Source organism: Streptomyces sp. NPDC098101, from assembly GCF_044760185.1.
Taxonomy (GTDB): domain Bacteria; phylum Actinomycetota; class Actinomycetes; order Streptomycetales; family Streptomycetaceae; genus Streptomyces.
Map to the genome: position 1 here is coordinate 614,779 of NZ_JBIWAS010000001.1, position 15,136 is coordinate 629,914.

Consider the following 15,136-nt stretch of genomic DNA (forward strand, 5'->3'; position numbering starts at 1 on the left):
GTCCCTGAGCACGGTCGGCGCGTACGGTCCGGGACCGAATCCGCCGGGACCGTCCGCGACGGGACCGGACACGACCGATCGATCGGAGGCCGCGTGACCCAGGACGCAACCGGGCAGGACGCCCGGCAGGCCCACGCCGTCGTCGTCGGCGGCGGGCTCGCCGGGACCACCGCCGCGCTCCGGCTCGCCGACGCGGGCCTCCGCGTCACCCTCCTCGAAGGCCGGCCCCGGCTCGGCGGCCTCGCCTTCTCCTTCCGCCGGGGCGAGCTGACCGTCGACAACGGCCAGCACGTCTACCTGCGCTGCTGCACCGCCTACCGCTGGTTCCTCGACCGGATCGACGGCACCCGCCTCGCCCCCGTCCAGGACCGCCTCGACGTGCCCGTCCTCGACGTCGGCCACCGCCGGGGCCCCCGGCTCGGCCGGATCCGCCGCGACGACCTGCCCGTCCCGCTCCACCTGGCCCGCAGCCTGGCGACCTACCCGCACCTCAGCGCCGTCGAGCGCGTGAGCGTCGGCCGGGCCGCGCTCGCCCTGAGCCGGCTCGACCCCGCCGACCCGGCCCTCGACGGCATCGACTTCGCCACCTGGCTCGGCCGCCACGGCCAGTCCCCGCGCGCGGTCGAGGCCCTGTGGGACCTCGTCGGCGTCGCCACCCTCAACGCCACCGCCCCGCACGCCTCCATGGGCCTGGCCGCCATGGTCTTCAAGACCGGGCTCCTCTCCGAGCCCGGCGCCGCCGACATCGGCTGGGCCCGCGTCCCGCTCGGCGAACTCCACGACACCCTGGCCGGCAAGGCCCTCGCCGCCCTCGGGGTGCGCACCGAACTGCGCACCAAGGCCGAGCGGATCTCCCGCGCGGACGACGGCCGCTGGACCGTCGAGGTGCCCGGCGAGACGATCGAGGCCGACGCCGTCGTCCTCGCCGTACCGCAGCACGAGACCCACGCCCTGCTGCCCGAGGGCGCCCTCGACGACCCCGACCGGCTCCTCGACCTCGGCACCGCCCCCATCCTCAACCTGCACGTCGTCTACGACCGCAAGGTCCTGAAGCGGCCCTTCTTCACCGCCCTCGGCTCCCCGGTGCAGTGGGTCTTCGACCGCACCGACGCCTCGGGCCTCACGGGCGGCGGCCAGTACCTCGCCGTCTCCCAGTCCGCCGCCCAGGACGACATCGACGAACCCGTCGCCGTCCTGCGCGAGCGCTACCTCCCGGAGCTGGAGCGGCTGCTGCCCGCCGCCCGCGGCGCCGGGGTGCGCGACTTCTTCGTCACCAGGGAGCGGACGGCGACGTTCGACCCCGCCCCGGGCACCGGCCGGCTCCGCCCCGGCGCCCGCACCCGGGCACCGGGCCTCTACCTGGCCGGAGCCTGGACCGCCACCGGCTGGCCCGCGACCATGGAGGGGGCCGTCCGCAGTGGTTTCAGCGCCGCGGGCGCGGCGCTCTCCGCCCTCGGCCGCCGCCATGACCATCCGCTGCAGGAGGCGGTATGAGTGTGAGTACCGGAACAAGAGGAGAGACCGTGCCGACAGCGCCGCCGGGACACCCGGCCGTCGACACCGCGGACGTGTCCGCACTGCTGGAGCGGGGACGGGCCCTGTCCACCCCCGTACTGCGGGCGGCCGTCGACCGCCTCGCGCCGCCCATGGACACCGTGGCCGCCTACCACTTCGGCTGGATCGACGCCCAGGGCAACCCGGCCGACGGCGACGGCGGCAAGGCCGTCCGCCCCGCGCTCGCCCTGCTGTCGGCCGAGGCCGCGGGCGCCGCGCCCGAGGTCGGGATCCCCGGCGCCGTCGCCGTGGAACTCGTCCACAACTTCTCGCTGCTCCACGACGACCTGATGGACGGCGACGAGCAGCGCCGCCACCGCGACACCGTGTGGAAGGTGCACGGCCCCGCGCAGGCCATCCTCGTCGGCGACGCGCTCTTCGCCCTCGCCAACGAGCTGCTCCTCGAACTCGGCACCGTCGAGGCCGGGCGGGCCACCCGCCGGCTCACCACGGCCACCCGCAAGCTGATCGACGGGCAGGCCCAGGACATCTCCTACGAGCACCGCGAGCGGGTTACCGTCGAGGAGTGCCTGGAGATGGAGGGCAACAAGACCGGCGCCCTCCTGGCCTGCGCCGTCTCCATCGGCGCCGTCCTCGGCGGGGCCGACGACCGGACCGCCGACAAGCTGGAGGAGTACGGCTACCACCTCGGCCTCGCCTTCCAGGCCGTGGACGACCTGCTCGGCATCTGGGGCGACCCGGAGTCCACCGGCAAGCAGACCTGGAGCGACCTGCGCCAGCGCAAGAAGTCGCTGCCCGTCGTCGCCGCCCTCGCCGCCGGCGGACCCGCCTCCGAGCGGCTCGGCGAGCTGCTCGCCGCGGACGCCAAGTCCAGCGACTTCGACTCCTTCTCCGAGGAGGAGTTCGCCGCGCGGGCCGCCCTCATCGAGGAGGCCGGCGGCCGGGAGTGGACCGCCCAGGAGGCCCGCCGCCAGCACGCCGTCGCGATCGGTGCCCTGGACGAGGTCGACATGCCCGCCCGCGTCCGGGCCCAGCTCACCGCCCTGGCCGACTTCGTGGTCGTACGGAAGAGATGATCACCATCACCCTGATATGAGTTCGCGGTCGCCGGCCGGTGCCACCCGGCGCCGGCCGACGGCAGACCCGCAGGAGCAGAAGGAAACAGACTGCGCGAAGGGGAAGCCATGACAGCGACGACCGACGGAAACGCCGGGGCCGTGAGCCCCCGGACGGCCGTGGCCGGCAAGACGACCGACACCGCTCTCCCGGAGGGGCCCGACCCCGCCCCGGGAAGACTCGACGAGACCGCCGCGCGGGCCGCGGCACGCGCCGCCGAGCACCTGCTCGCCCGCCAGGATCCGGCGGGCTGGTGGAAGGGCGACCTGGAGACCAACGTCACCATGGACGCCGAGGACCTGCTCCTCCGCCAGTTCCTGGGCATCCTCGACCCCGACACCACCCGGGCCGCGGCCCTCCACATCCGCCGCGAACAGCGCGAGGACGGCGCCTGGGCCACCTTCTACGGCGGACCCGGCGAGGTCTCCGCCACCGTCGAGGCCTACGTGGCCCTGCGCCTCGCGGGGGACCCGCCCGAGGCCCCGCACATGGCCCGCGCCTCCGCCTGGGTCCGCGCCCGCGGCGGCATCGCGGCCGCCCGGGTCTTCACCCGGATCTGGCTCGCCCTCTTCGGCTGGTGGCGCTGGGAGGACCTGCCCGAGCTGCCCCCGGAACTGCTCTTCCTGCCCAAGTGGTTCCCGCTCAACATCTACGACTTCGGCTGCTGGGCCCGCCAGACGATCGTGCCGCTCACCGTGGTCTCCGCGAAGCGCCCGGTCCGCCCCGCGCCCTTCCCCCTCGACGAGCTGCACACCGACCCGGCCCGCCCGAACCCGCCCCGCCCGCTCGCCCCGCTCACCGGCTGGGACGGGCTCTTCCAGCGGCTCGACAAGGCGCTGCACCTCTACCACCGGGTGGCCCCCCGCCCGGTGCGCAAGGTGGCCATGGACCTCGCCGCGCGCTGGATCGTCGAGCGCCAGGAGAACGACGGCTGCTGGGGCGGCATCCAGCCCCCCGCCGTCTACTCGATCATCGCCCTCCACCTCCTCGGCTACGACCTCGGCCACCCCGTCATGCGGGCCGGCCTGGAGTCCCTCGACCGGTTCGCCGTCCGGCGCGAGGACGGCTCCCGGATGGTCGAGGCCTGCCAGTCCCCGGTCTGGGACACCTGCCTCGCCACCATCGCCCTCGCCGACGCCGGGCTCCCGCCCGACCACCCGGCCCTGGTGAAGGCCGTCGACTGGATGCTGGACGAGGAGATCACCCGGACCGGCGACTGGGCGGTGCGCCGGCCCGGACTCCCGCCGGGCGGCTGGGCGTTCGAGTTCCACAACGACAACTACCCCGACATCGACGACACCGCCGAGGTCCTGCTCGCCCTGCGCCGGGTCCGGCACCCCGACCCCGCCCGGGTCGAGGGCGCCGTCGCCCGGGGCGCGCGCTGGACCCTCGGGATGCAGTCCCGCAACGGCGCCTGGGGAGCCTTCGACGCCGACAACACCAGCCCCTTCCCCAACAAGCTGCCCTTCTGCGACTTCGGCGAGGTCGTCGACCCGCCCTCCGCCGACGTCACCGCCCACGTGGTGGAGATGCTGGCCCACGAGGGCCTGGCCCAGGACCCGCGCACCCAGCGGGGGATCGAGTGGCTGCTCGCCGAACAGGAGCCGCACGGCGCCTGGTTCGGCCGCTGGGGCGTCAACCACGTGTACGGGACGGGCTCGGTGCTCCCCGCCCTCGCCGCCGCCGGGATCCCCGCCTCCCACCCGGCGGTCCGCCGGGCCGTCGCCTGGCTCGGCTCCGTGCAGAACGAGGACGGCGGCTGGGGCGAGGACCTCCGCTCGTACGACGACGCGCAGTGGGTCGGGCGCGGCGCCTCCACCGCCTCCCAGACCGCCTGGGCGCTGATCGCCCTGCTCGCCGCGGGCGAGCGGGAGACCGAGCCGGTCCGGCGGGGCGTCGCCTGGCTCGCCGCGACCCAGCTCCCGGACGGCTCCTGGGACGAGCCGTACTTCACCGGCACCGGCTTCCCCTGGGACTTCTCGATCAACTACCACCTCTACCGCCAGGTCTTCCCCCTGACGGCGCTCGGCCGCTACGCGTACGGGGAGCCGTCGCCCCGCAAGGAGGGCTGATGGGCCGCGCGCCGGGCCCCGGCGCCGCCGCCCCGCCGCTGCTCATCGCCTGCGCGCTGGGCATCGAGCAGCTCGCGCTGCGCAGCGGCGACCGGGGCGGCGCCCCCGGCCCGGTCACCGTGCTGCGGACGGGCATGGGCCCCGAGCGGGCCCGGGAGGCGGTCTCCCGGGCGCTGGGGGAGCGGCATAGGTGGGACGCGGCCGTGATCGCCTCCGGGTTCTGCGCGGGCCTCGCCCCGGGGATGCACCCCGGGGACCTGGTCGTCGCCGACGAGACCCGGGGGCCCGACGGCACGACCTCGTGCACCGGCACGGACCTGCTGGTGAAGGCCCTGGTCAAGGCGGTGCCGGGCCGGTCCGTGCACGTCGGCCCGCTGAGCGGCTCCGACCATGTGGTGCGGGGCCCCGAGCGGGCCGCGCTGCGCGGCACCGGCGCGATCGCCGTCGACATGGAGTCCGCCGCGACCCTGCGCACCGCACGGGCCGCCGGAGCCTTCGGGGAGGGGCCGGGCGCGCGTCCGGTTGCGGCCGTCCGGGTGGTCGTGGACGCTCCAGAACATGAGCTGGTCCGTATTGGCACGGTGCGCGGGGGAATATCAGCCTTTCGCGTCCTTCGTGCCGTCCTTCCCGCTTTCTTCGAATGGCACCGTTCTTTGCTGCTCCCCAGGAGGTGAGCGAGTTATGGCCATGCCGCTCCGTCAGTCCATCCGGGTCGGGACCTACCTCTTCGAACAGAAGCTCCGCAAGCGGGACAAGTTCCCGCTGATCGTCGAGCTCGAACCGCTCTTCGCCTGCAACCTCAAGTGCGAGGGCTGCGGGAAGATCCAGCACCCGGCGGGTGTCCTCAAGCAGCGGATGCCGGTCGCCCAGGCGGTCGGCGCGGTCCTGGAGTCCGGCGCCCCCATGGTGTCCATCGCGGGCGGCGAGCCCCTGATGCACCCTCAGATCCACGAGATCGTCCGCCAGTTGGTGGCGCGGAGGAAGTACGTCTTCCTCTGCACCAACGCGATGCTGCTCCGCAAGAAGCTGGAGAACTTCACCCCCTCCCCGTACTTCGCCTTCGCCGTGCACATCGACGGGCTGCGCGAGCGGCACGACGAGTCCGTGGCCAAGGAGGGCGTGTTCGACGAGGCGGTGGCGGCGATCAAGGAGGCCAAGCGGCGCGGCTTCCGGGTCACCACCAATTCGACCTTCTTCAACACCGACACCCCGCAGACCATCATCGAGGTGCTCAACTTCCTCAACGACGACCTCGAGGTCGACGAGATGATGATCTCGCCCGCCTACGCCTACGAGAAGGCTCCCGACCAGGAGCACTTCCTGGGCGTCGAGCAGACCAGGGAGCTCTTCAAGAAGGCCTTCGCCGGCGGGAACCGGCGCCGCTGGCGCCTGAACCACTCGCCGCTCTTCCTGGACTTCCTGGAGGGGAAGGCGGACTTCCCCTGCACCGCCTGGGCCATCCCGAACTACTCCCTCTTCGGCTGGCAGCGGCCCTGCTACCTGATGAGCGACGGTTACGTCCCCACGTACCGCGAGCTCGTCGAGGAGACCGACTGGGAGAAGTACGGCCGGGGCAAGGACCCGCGCTGCGCCAACTGCATGGCGCACTGCGGCTACGAGCCCACCGCCGTCCTCGCCACCATGGGCTCCCTCAAGGAGTCCCTGCGCGCGGTCCGGGAGACCGCCTCCGGGAACAGCAGGTGAGCGGCGCGTGACCGGCGGCGGCTTCGACCTGCGGGGGCTGCTCGCCGAGCGCGGCGGCGAGCGGTACGAGCTGCACGCCCGGTACCTCAACCCCCAGCTCCCGCGGATGCTCCGCACCCTCGGCTTCGACAAGGTCTACGAGCGGGCCGAGGGCGCGCACTTCTGGGACGCCGACGGGAACGACTACCTGGACATGCTCGCCGGCTTCGGCGTGATGGGCCTCGGACGGCACCACCCCGTCGTCCGCAAGGCCCTCCACGACGTCCTGGACGCCGATCTGGCCGACCTCACCCGCTTCGACTGCCAGCCGCTGCCCGGCCTCCTCGCCGAGCGGCTGCTCGCCCACAGCCCCCACCTGGACCGGGTCTTCTTCGGCAACAGCGGCACCGAGGCCGTGGAGACCGCCCTGAAGTTCGCCCGGTACGCCACCGGACGGCCCAGGATCGTCTACTGCGACCACGCCTTCCACGGGCTCACCACCGGCTCCCTCTCCGTCAACGGCGAGCGGGGCTTCCGGGACGGCTTCGCCCCGCTCCTGCCGGACACCGCGATCGCCCTCGGCGACCTCGACGCCCTGGAGCGGGAGCTGCGCAAGGGGGACGTGGCCGGCTTCGTCGTGGAGCCGATCCAGGGCAAGGGCGTCCACGCGGCGCCGCCCGGCTTCCTGCGCGCCGCCGGGGAGCTGCTGCGCCGGCACGGCGCCCTGCTGATCGCGGACGAGGTGCAGACCGGTCTCGGCAGGACCGGCGACTTCTACGCGTACCAGCACGAGGAGGGCGTCGAGCCGGACCTGGTCTGCGTCGCGAAGGCGCTCTCCGGCGGCTACGTGCCGGTCGGCGCCACCCTCGGCAAGGACTGGATCTTCAAGAAGGTCTACTCGTCGATGGACCGGGTCCTGGTCCACTCCGCGAGCTTCGGATCGAACGCGCAGGCCATGGCCGCCGGGCTCGCCGTCCTCTCCGTGATGGAGGACGAGGGCACGGTCGCCCGCGCGCGCCGGATCGGCGACCTGCTCTCCGGCCGCCTGAAGGAGCTGGTGCCCCGGTACGAGCTGCTCCACGAGGTCCGCGGGCGCGGTCTGATGATCGGCGTCGAGTTCGGCAGGCCGTCCTCGCTCGGCCTGCGCGGCCGCTGGACGGTGCTCCAGGCGGCCCGCAAGGGCCTCTTCGCCCAGATGGTCGTCGTCCCGCTGCTCCAGCGGCACAGGATCCTCACCCAGGTCTCCGGGGACCACCTGGAGGTGATCAAGCTGATCCCGCCGCTCGTCGTCGACGAGGCGGACGTGGACCGGTTCGTCACCGCCTTCACGGCGGTCATGGACGAGGCCCACGGCGGGGGCGGCCTGATGTGGGACTTCGGGAAGACCCTGGTCAAGCAGGCGGTCGCGCAGCGCTGACCTGAAACGACCCTCCGGGTTTTGCCTCTGGGGCAAGAAACTTGCCCCGGAGGCACGATCCTGGCGGAATGGGGGCATGGACCACGTCCCCGGGGACACCTCCCCGGACCCCGCCACCTCCGGCGTCCTGCCCGACGTCGCACCGCAGCTGCGGGCCCTGCGCCGCCGCCGGGGGCTCACCCTGGAGGCCGCCGCCCGGCGGGCCGGCCTCTCGCCGGCCCACCTCTCGCGCCTGGAGACGGGGAACCGGCAGCCCTCGCTGCCGATGCTGCTCGCCCTCTCCCGCACCTACGGTACGACGGTCTCCGAGCTCCTGGGAGAGGCGCCCCCCGAGCGCGATCCCGTCGTCCGGGCCGGCCGCTCCGAACCCGTCGAGGCCGACGGCTGGATCTACCGCCAGGCGGGCGGCGCCGGGCGCGCCCTCCAGTGCCTGCGGGTCCACGTGCCGTACGCCACCCGGGACGACATCGTGCGCGTGCACCCGGGGGAGGAGTGGATCCACGTCCTGGAGGGCCGGGTGCGGCTCGTGCTCGGCGAGGCGGTCCACGTCCTCGATCCCGGGGACGGCGCGCACTTCGACTCGCTCACCCCGCACCGGATCGGCGCCGCCACCCCCGGCGGGGCCGAGCTGCTCTTCGTCCACACCCTGCTGCAGAGCCCCGTCGCCGAGCTGTGCCTCGGCGACGGGACCCCGCACCGGCGCTGACCGCCGTAACGATCCGCCGTGGCGATCCGTCGTGCCGATCCGCTTCGGCGATCCGCCGTAACGATTCCCCTGTGACGATTCTTCAGGAAAGGACCGACATGTCCGAGAAGTCCGCACCCGTCACCGGCGAGGAGCGCGGGGAAGGCAAGTTCCCCAAGGGCCTGGTGCTCCGTCTCTTCGCCTACCTGATCGCCGGTCACCTCTTCGCCGGCTTCCTCTACCTGCTCTTCGCGATGGGCGCGAAGTAGGGCCCCCGGGAGGCGCCGCCCCTCCTACGCCCCGGTGACCAGGCGCTCCCGCAGCCGCTCACGGGTCTCCGGGGACAGCTTCAGGCCCCCGGAGAAGTAGGCGTCCACCGAGCCCCAGGTCGTCTCGATGGTCTCGAAGGCCGCCAGCAGGTACTCCGCCCGCGCGTCGAAGAGCGGGGCCAGCAGCTCCATCACCTCGGGCCCCATGGCGTCCGGGGCGGTGGAGCTGCGGCGCACCTTGTAGCGGCGGTGCGGCTCGTTCGACTTCACGTAGTCGGCCTCGATCGCCGTCCGCTCGACTCCGACGGCGAGCAGGGTGATCGCGACGGCGAGCCCGGCCCGGTCCTTGCCCGCCGCGCAGTGCATCAGGGCCGGGACGCTCTCCTCCGCCATGGAGTGCAGGATCCGGCTGTGCTCCGCGGTCCGCTCGACCACCATCCGCCGGTACGAATCGGACATTCGGGCCGCCGCCTTGCCCTCGCCGAGGATCTCCCGCAGCTGCGCGGTGTCGCCGTCGCGCACCAGCTTCCAGAACTCCTTGCCGTCGGCCGGGTCGTTGAGGGGTATGTTCACGTTCCGTACGCCGGGCAGCTCGACGTCCGGGCCCTCGATCCGCCGGTCGGCCTCGTTGCGGAAGTCGAAGACCGTGTGCAGCCCGAGGCCGGCGAGGAAGGCGGCGTCGCTCTCGGTCGCGTGGGCGAGGTGGCCGCTGCGGAAGAGCCGGCCGGGGCGGACCGCCCGCCCGTCCGTCGTCGGCAGGCCGCCCACGTCCCGGAAGTTGCGGACCTCCGCCAGCTCGGGCTCGGCGGCTTCGATGGGCGGGACCTGCGGCAGCTGCTGCGTCACGGATGCTCCTGGAGAGTCGGCGTTCGGGTGCCCGACGAGAAATCGGTTCCGGGGGCAATCATCCGGGCGGGAAGGGCGCGGCGCATCCCCTCGGACGGGAATGGGCAATCTGTCCGAATTGGCACGTTGGATATAACGCGCCCTGTTTACGGACGAGATGGGTTTCGGTGCGTGAGCAGGGTCATAGAAGTGACGGATCGTGGCCGGAGGCCCGCCGCAATCCCCTTACGGGAAAAGGGAGTCGAAGGACCGTCATCCACGGAGGGTGACCGGAATCCCGGGGGAACGATCTAGGGCGGAATGCCGGGACAAAACAGCGGCTTGTTCGCGCCGACCCCGCTCGTCTAGCGTCACGGTCAATCCGGACGGACCGCCTAATCCTGCCACCGCCCGGAATTCCACCCATCCCATGCGTGGCAGGAGCGGGGGACCCAGGAAGTACGCCGGTCCCGCGATGCAGGACGGCTCGGGGTGAAGCCGCGCGCGAGCGCGGCCGGGCATCTCCAGTCCGAACCCGACAGCTCACCTCGCAGGCGCCGGAGAGGATTCGCCATGCCCGCGAAGGGTAAGCACCGCCGTCCCAAGAGCAACCCCCTCACCCGCGGATTCGCCGCCGCCGGTACGGGAGGCGCCGTCGTCGCCCTCCCGCTCCTCGGCGCCACCGGGGCCCACGCCGCCGAGCAGGCCGCCCCGGCCGCCGCCTCCGTCCGGTCCGCCGTCACCGCGCACGCCGTCGCGGCGAAGGCCGCCCCCGCGAAGCCCGCCGCGACGACCGGCCCCCGGACGTACTCCGTCGTCCCCGGCGACTACCTGTCGAAGATCGCCGCCGACCACCACCTGGAGGGCGGCTGGCAGAAGGTGTACGAGGACAACCGCCGGACCATCGGCGCGGACCCCTCCCTCATCCTGCCCGGCATGAAGCTCACCATCGGCGCCAAGGGCTCCGCCCCGGCCGGCCCGAAGAGCACCCCCAGCGCCCAGGAGTCCGGCAAGAACGGCGACGACGCCCCCCGCGCCTCCCGCGGCGAGAGCCGCCGCGCCGCCGCCCCGGCCACCGCCGCCGCCCCGAAGGCCGCCGAGAGCTCCACCGGCTCCACCGCCTCCTCGTCCGGCTGGGTCGCCCCCGTCACCGGCGGCTTCTCCACCCCGTACCGCGCCTCCGGCTCCATGTGGTCCTCCGGCTACCACACCGGCGTCGACTTCATCGCCTCCTCCGGCACCACCGTCCGCGCCGTCGGCGCCGGCACGGTCGTCTCCGCCGGCTGGAGCGGCTCGTACGGCAACGAGGTCGTCATCCAGCACGCGGACGGCAACTACTCGCAGTACGCCCACCTCTCCTCCCTCTCGGTCTCGGCCGGGCAGAGCGTCAGCGGCGGGCAGCAGATCGGCCTCTCCGGCTCCACCGGCAACTCCACCGGCCCGCACCTGCACTTCGAGATCCGCACCACGCCGAACTACGGCTCGGACGTCGACCCGCTGGCCTACCTGCGCCAGCACGGCGTCTCCGTCTGACGCGCACGCGGGAGACACCCTTTCCGACGGCCCGGCACATTCCATGCCGGGCCGTCGGCCTATTCCGACTTGGGCGAATCTTTATCGGTGGCATATGTCACCCGTCGTCAACCCCTCCTTACGGTCGCGTAGGTCACATGCGAAAGGGAAGGATGTGCCCCCGTGGCAGACGATTCGAGATCAAGAGACAAGAACGCATTCGGGTCGTACGCGGCGATCGGTGACAGCTTCACCGAGGGCGTCGGAGACCCCGGCCCCGACGGGACGTACGTCGGCTGGGCGGACCGCTTCGCGGTCCTGCTCGCCGACCAGCTGCCGGAGCACGACGCCTTCCGCTACGCCAACCTGGCCGTACGCGGGCGCCTCCTCGACCAGATCGTGGCGGAACAGGTCCCCCGGGCGAAGGAACTCGCCCCCGACCTGGTGACCTTCTGCGCGGGCGGCAACGACATCATCCGTCCCGGCACCGACCCGGACGACGTGGCCGAGCGCTTCGAGCGCGCCGTCGCCGAACTCACCTCCGCCGTCGGGACCGTCATGGTGACCACCGGCTTCGACACCCGCGACGTCCCCGTGCTCCGGCACCTGCGCGGCAAGATCGCCACCTACACCGCGCACGTCCGGGCCATCGCGGACCGCCACGGCTGCCCGGTCCTCGACCTGTGGTCCCTGAAGTCCGTCCAGGACCGGCGGGCCTGGGACGACGACCGGCTGCACCTCTCGCCCGAGGGGCACACCCGGGTCGCCCTGCGCGCCGCCCAGGTCCTCGGCCTGCCGGTGCCCGCCGACCCCGACCAGGTGTGGCCGCCGGTTCCGCCGCGCGGCTCCCTCGAAGTGCGCCGGGACAACATCCAGTGGGCGCGGGAGTACCTCGTCCCCTGGATCGGACGGCGGCTGCGCGGCGAGAGCTCCGGGGACCACGTCGAGGCCAAGCGCCCCGACCTGATGCCCCTCGGGGACCTCATGCCCCTGTAGCGGGCGGCGCGGCGGGGATCCGCTCCAGGACCCCGCCCGCGAACACGTCGTACAGCGGCAGCGTCTCCAGGTGGACGTAGCCGATGTGGCAGTCGCAGACGGCGAGGGGGCAGGCGCGGGGACGCAGGGCGGCGCGGTACGAGCCGTCGTACAGGTTCCCCAGCTCCGCCTTGACGAAGTGGCAGCGCCGCACCGTCCCCCCGCCGTCCACCGAGATCACCGACTCGCCGGTGCGGCAGGGCAGCCCCGCCGAGCGGTGCGGATGCCGGCTGTACGGGAAGAGCGGGTCGAGCTCCGTCCACCCGTCGGCCTCCGCGTCGGTGTACGCGTGCCCCTCCGCCGCGTTCACCCACAGGTACACGTGCGGCGGCAGCGCGTCCCGCAGCCGCCGCGCGTGCTCCCGGTGCTCGGGGAGCCCCACCACGCCGACGCTGAACCGGATCCCCCGCCCCGCCAGGTCGTGGCACTTGGCGAGGAAGCGCTCGTACGGCGTCTGCCCCGGGTGGTACGTGCACCACAGCGCCACGGCCTCCGGGTCCGCCTCCGCCAGCCAGTCGGTCCGGCAGCTCAGATTGGTCTGGATCGCCACCCGCTCGACGTGCGGCAGCCGGGACAGCTCGACCAGCGCCCGCCGGTACCAGGAGCGCACCAGGCCCTCGCCCCACGGCGTGAACAGGACCCGCAGCCGGTCCCCGGTCTGCGCGGCGGCCCACCCGGTGAACCGCTCAAGAGCGGCCCGGTCCGCGCGCAGCTGCTCGCGGCTGTCCCGGCGCTTGGCGAAGGGGCAGTACGGGCAGTCGTAGTCGCAGGAGGACAGCGGCCCCCGGTAGAGCAGAGTGAGGTCCACGGCCGCCCCCTACTTCGGCTCGTACGCGGCCATCGCGGCCCGCACCCCGGGGGAGAACAGCTCGGGACCGAGCCCGTCCGAGTGCGCGAGGCCCTCCGGCGAGAGCCGCAGCAGCCCCTCCGGCGCCTCCCCGTCCAGCCAGCCGAGCGCCTCGAACAGCCCCAGTTCGCCGGGGAAGTCCGCGAACGGCGAGGACCCGAACCGCTCCTCGTACCCGGCGACCGGCATCCCCTCCGCCTGGAGCAGCGACTGGAGCAGATGGCGCCGCCGCGCCTCCCCGGCGTCCACCCACCGGCCGACCCGGGCGCGCGAGAAGTCGCGGGTCTCCGTGTAGGCGTCGATGATCGAGCGGATCTCCCGCATGTCGACGGCGTAGTCGAAGGAGTAGTGCAGGGCCGAGGTGTACGAACGGGCCCCGCAGCCCAGGCCGATCATCCCGTCCGTCTGGCAGGCGTGGTCGTCCGGGCCCAGGGGCGCCGCGTCCCTCCGCCGGAACATCCGCATCGACACCTGCGCGTAGCCGCGCTCCAGGAGGTGGTCCCGGCCGTGCCGGTAGAGCCGCAGCCGCCGCTCGTCCCACTCCCGGTCGTCCTCCGGGGCCGTCCGGCCCAGACCGGTCAGCGGCCGGACGTACAGCGGGTACAGGTACAGCTCCTCGGGCCGCCAGGCCAGGGCCGCGTCGAGCGAGCGGCGCCAGGACTCCTCGGTCTGCCCGTCGATCCCGTAGATCAGGTCGATGTTGAGCACGGGGACGCCGGTGTCCCGGATCCGGCCGAGCGCCGCCTCGACGTCCGCGCGGCGCTGCGGCCGGACCGCCGCTCGCGCCTCGGCCTCCACGAAGCTCTGCACCCCGATGCTCAGCCGGGTCGCGCCCCGCTCCGCGAGCACCGCGAGCCGGTCGGCGGTCGCGGTCGCGGGCGAGGTCTCCACGGACAGCGGCACCGCCCGCAGGTCCGCCCCCATGCGCCGCTCCGCGATGTCGCAGAGCCGCTCCAGCTCGGCGGCGGTGAGGAAGGTGGGCGTGCCGCCGCCGAACGCAGCCGTGGCGAACCGCACCGGCTCCCCGTCCCCGAGGGCCTCGCGCACGGCGGTCGCCTGCCGGTCGAGGGCGTCCAGATAGCGGGTGGTCAGCTCGCCGGGGGCGCCGATCCGGGTGAAGAGGTTGCAGAAGCCGCAGCGGACCTCGCAGAACGGCACGTGCGCGTAGAGCGAGAGCGCGTCCTTCGGCTCCCCGGCCCAGAGCGCGGCGAGCTCCGGGGGCTCGGACAGCTCCCGGTAGGCCGTCTTGTGCGGATAGGCGTAGACGTAGCTGCGGTACGGGCGGGGGGTGAGGGCGCGGGTGCTCATGCGGCGGCCTCCTCGTCGGGTCCGTCGGTTCCGTCGGTTCCGTTGGGTCCCGGCAGGACGAACTGCGCGTACGGCACCGTCCACACGACCTCGTGGCCGAGCCGGTGGCCGGTGAAGCCGTCCTCCCCGTACGCGGTGCCGTGGTCGGAGCAGACGATCGCGAAACAGGGGCGGCGGGAGCTCATCGCGGCGAAGAGCCGCCCGATGTGCCGGTCGACGTACTCCAGGGCCGCCGCGTGCGTCTCCCGGGAGTCGCCCGCCTCGCGGGTCGCCCCCGGCAGGTGGAACCAGTTGGGCTGGTGCAGCGCGGACACGTTGACGAAGAGGAAGAGCCGCTCCTCGCGGGGGAGCCCGGCCACGACCTCCTCGGCCCGCTCGACCTGGGACTCGAACGAGGTCGGGGACGTGACGCCGAAGGAGGGCTCCCAGTGGCTCTCCCGGAAGAGGCCGGGGAACACGGTGCCGAGTGGCGGCCGCTTGTTGAAGAAGCCCACCCCGCCGACGCAGACCGTCCGGTAGCCCTCGCCCGCGAGGGCGGAGACGACGTCCGGGGTGTCGTGGACCCAGGTGCCGTCGGCGGTCGACTCGCTGCCCGCGAACCGGGCCGCGAACAGCCGGGGATGGGGCCCCTGCGCGGCCGGGGTCGGCAGGAAGCCGGCGAAGATCGCCTGGTGGGAGGCGTAGGTGAAGCTTCCCGGCGCGTGCCGCCGCTCCCAGGCGCCGCCGGGCAGGTGCCGGGCCAGGTGCGGGATGCGGCCCCCGGCCGCCAGCTCGGCGGCCACGTCGTACCGGAGCGTGTCGAGGGTGACCAGGAGCAGGTCGTGGCTGCCGACGATCGCGTTCATGTCGGGC

At 73.5% G+C, this 15,136-nt stretch carries 14 protein-coding genes and 1 riboswitch; of the genes, 10 read left to right on the forward strand and 4 right to left on the reverse strand.

Annotated features, from left to right (window positions below; all coding sequences use genetic code 11):
* Positions 1-93 precede the first annotated feature (93 nt).
* From hpnE to ACIQVI_RS02635, 8 genes are all read left to right on the forward strand, one after another.
* Positions 94-1,494: a hydroxysqualene dehydroxylase HpnE gene (gene hpnE / locus ACIQVI_RS02600; protein ID WP_351970586.1), complete on the forward strand. Its 1,401-nt coding sequence runs from the start codon at positions 94-96 to the stop codon at positions 1,492-1,494.
* Complete coding sequence (locus ACIQVI_RS02605) at positions 1,491-2,591, forward strand: polyprenyl synthetase family protein (RefSeq protein WP_403590111.1); 1,101 nt, start codon at positions 1,491-1,493, stop codon at positions 2,589-2,591. Before hpnE ends, ACIQVI_RS02605 begins: the two co-directional genes overlap by 4 nt.
* Before the next feature lie 108 nt (positions 2,592-2,699).
* Positions 2,700-4,703, forward strand: coding sequence for a squalene--hopene cyclase (shc, locus tag ACIQVI_RS02610; RefSeq protein ID WP_351970588.1), 2,004 nt, complete (start codon positions 2,700-2,702; stop codon positions 4,701-4,703).
* Positions 4,703-5,377 carry a 1-hydroxy-2-methyl-2-butenyl 4-diphosphate reductase gene (locus ACIQVI_RS02615; RefSeq protein WP_351970589.1) on the forward strand — a complete coding sequence of 225 codons (675 nt, stop codon included), beginning with the start codon at positions 4,703-4,705 and terminating at the stop codon, positions 5,375-5,377. Before shc ends, ACIQVI_RS02615 begins: the two co-directional genes overlap by 1 nt.
* Positions 5,378-5,384: 7 nt before the next feature.
* Entirely contained in the window at positions 5,385-6,407 is a 1,023-nt protein-coding gene (gene hpnH / locus ACIQVI_RS02620; RefSeq protein WP_121829568.1) for an adenosyl-hopene transferase HpnH, read from the forward strand.
* Positions 6,408-6,414: 7 nt separating this feature from the next.
* Entirely contained in the window at positions 6,415-7,803 is a 1,389-nt protein-coding gene (locus ACIQVI_RS02625) for an aspartate aminotransferase family protein (protein WP_403590115.1), read from the forward strand.
* A 76-nt stretch (positions 7,804-7,879) separates the two neighbouring features.
* Complete coding sequence (locus tag ACIQVI_RS02630; protein WP_403590118.1) at positions 7,880-8,509, forward strand: helix-turn-helix domain-containing protein; 630 nt, start codon at positions 7,880-7,882, stop codon at positions 8,507-8,509.
* A 98-nt stretch (positions 8,510-8,607) separates the two neighbouring features.
* Entirely contained in the window at positions 8,608-8,757 is a 150-nt protein-coding gene (locus tag ACIQVI_RS02635) for a DUF6126 family protein (protein ID WP_163013793.1), read from the forward strand.
* A gap of 24 nt (positions 8,758-8,781) precedes the next feature.
* On the opposite strand, the gene ACIQVI_RS02640 is transcribed toward ACIQVI_RS02635, so the two are convergent.
* The gene (locus tag ACIQVI_RS02640) at positions 8,782-9,603 is read right to left on the reverse strand and encodes a tyrosine-protein phosphatase (RefSeq protein ID WP_403590122.1); all 822 of its coding nucleotides are present in this window, start codon (positions 9,601-9,603) and stop codon (positions 8,782-8,784) included.
* Between the two features lie 389 nt (positions 9,604-9,992).
* Positions 9,993-10,152: riboswitch (cyclic di-AMP (ydaO/yuaA leader) on the forward strand.
* Positions 10,153-10,155: 3 nt separating this feature from the next.
* Between ACIQVI_RS02640 and ACIQVI_RS02645 the strand changes: the two genes are divergently transcribed.
* Both ACIQVI_RS02645 and ACIQVI_RS02650 read left to right on the forward strand, forming a co-directional pair.
* Positions 10,156-11,115 (forward strand): peptidoglycan DD-metalloendopeptidase family protein, encoded by a 960-nt coding sequence (locus ACIQVI_RS02645; protein WP_403590125.1) that lies wholly within the window; start codon positions 10,156-10,158, stop codon positions 11,113-11,115.
* Between the two features lie 162 nt (positions 11,116-11,277).
* Positions 11,278-12,090, forward strand: a complete 813-nt coding sequence (locus tag ACIQVI_RS02650) for an SGNH/GDSL hydrolase family protein (protein ID WP_351971917.1) — start codon at positions 11,278-11,280, stop codon at positions 12,088-12,090.
* On the opposite strand, the gene ACIQVI_RS02655 is transcribed toward ACIQVI_RS02650, so the two are convergent.
* Genes ACIQVI_RS02655 through ACIQVI_RS02665 form a run of 3 tightly spaced genes read right to left on the reverse strand, consistent with a single transcriptional unit; the run spans position 12,077 to position 15,129 of the window.
* On the reverse strand, positions 12,077-12,937 hold the full coding sequence (locus tag ACIQVI_RS02655) for an STM4011 family radical SAM protein (protein WP_403590128.1): 861 nt from the start codon (positions 12,935-12,937) through the stop codon (positions 12,077-12,079). The genes ACIQVI_RS02650 and ACIQVI_RS02655 overlap by 14 nt on opposite strands.
* Positions 12,938-12,946: 9 nt before the next feature.
* Positions 12,947-14,284: an STM4012 family radical SAM protein gene (locus tag ACIQVI_RS02660; protein ID WP_403590130.1), complete on the reverse strand. Its 1,338-nt coding sequence runs from the start codon at positions 14,282-14,284 to the stop codon at positions 12,947-12,949.
* Positions 14,281-15,129, reverse strand: coding sequence for an STM4013/SEN3800 family hydrolase (locus ACIQVI_RS02665; RefSeq protein ID WP_403592215.1), 849 nt, complete (start codon positions 15,127-15,129; stop codon positions 14,281-14,283). Before ACIQVI_RS02665 ends, ACIQVI_RS02660 begins: the two co-directional genes overlap by 4 nt.
* Between the last annotated feature and the right edge of the window lie 7 nt (positions 15,130-15,136).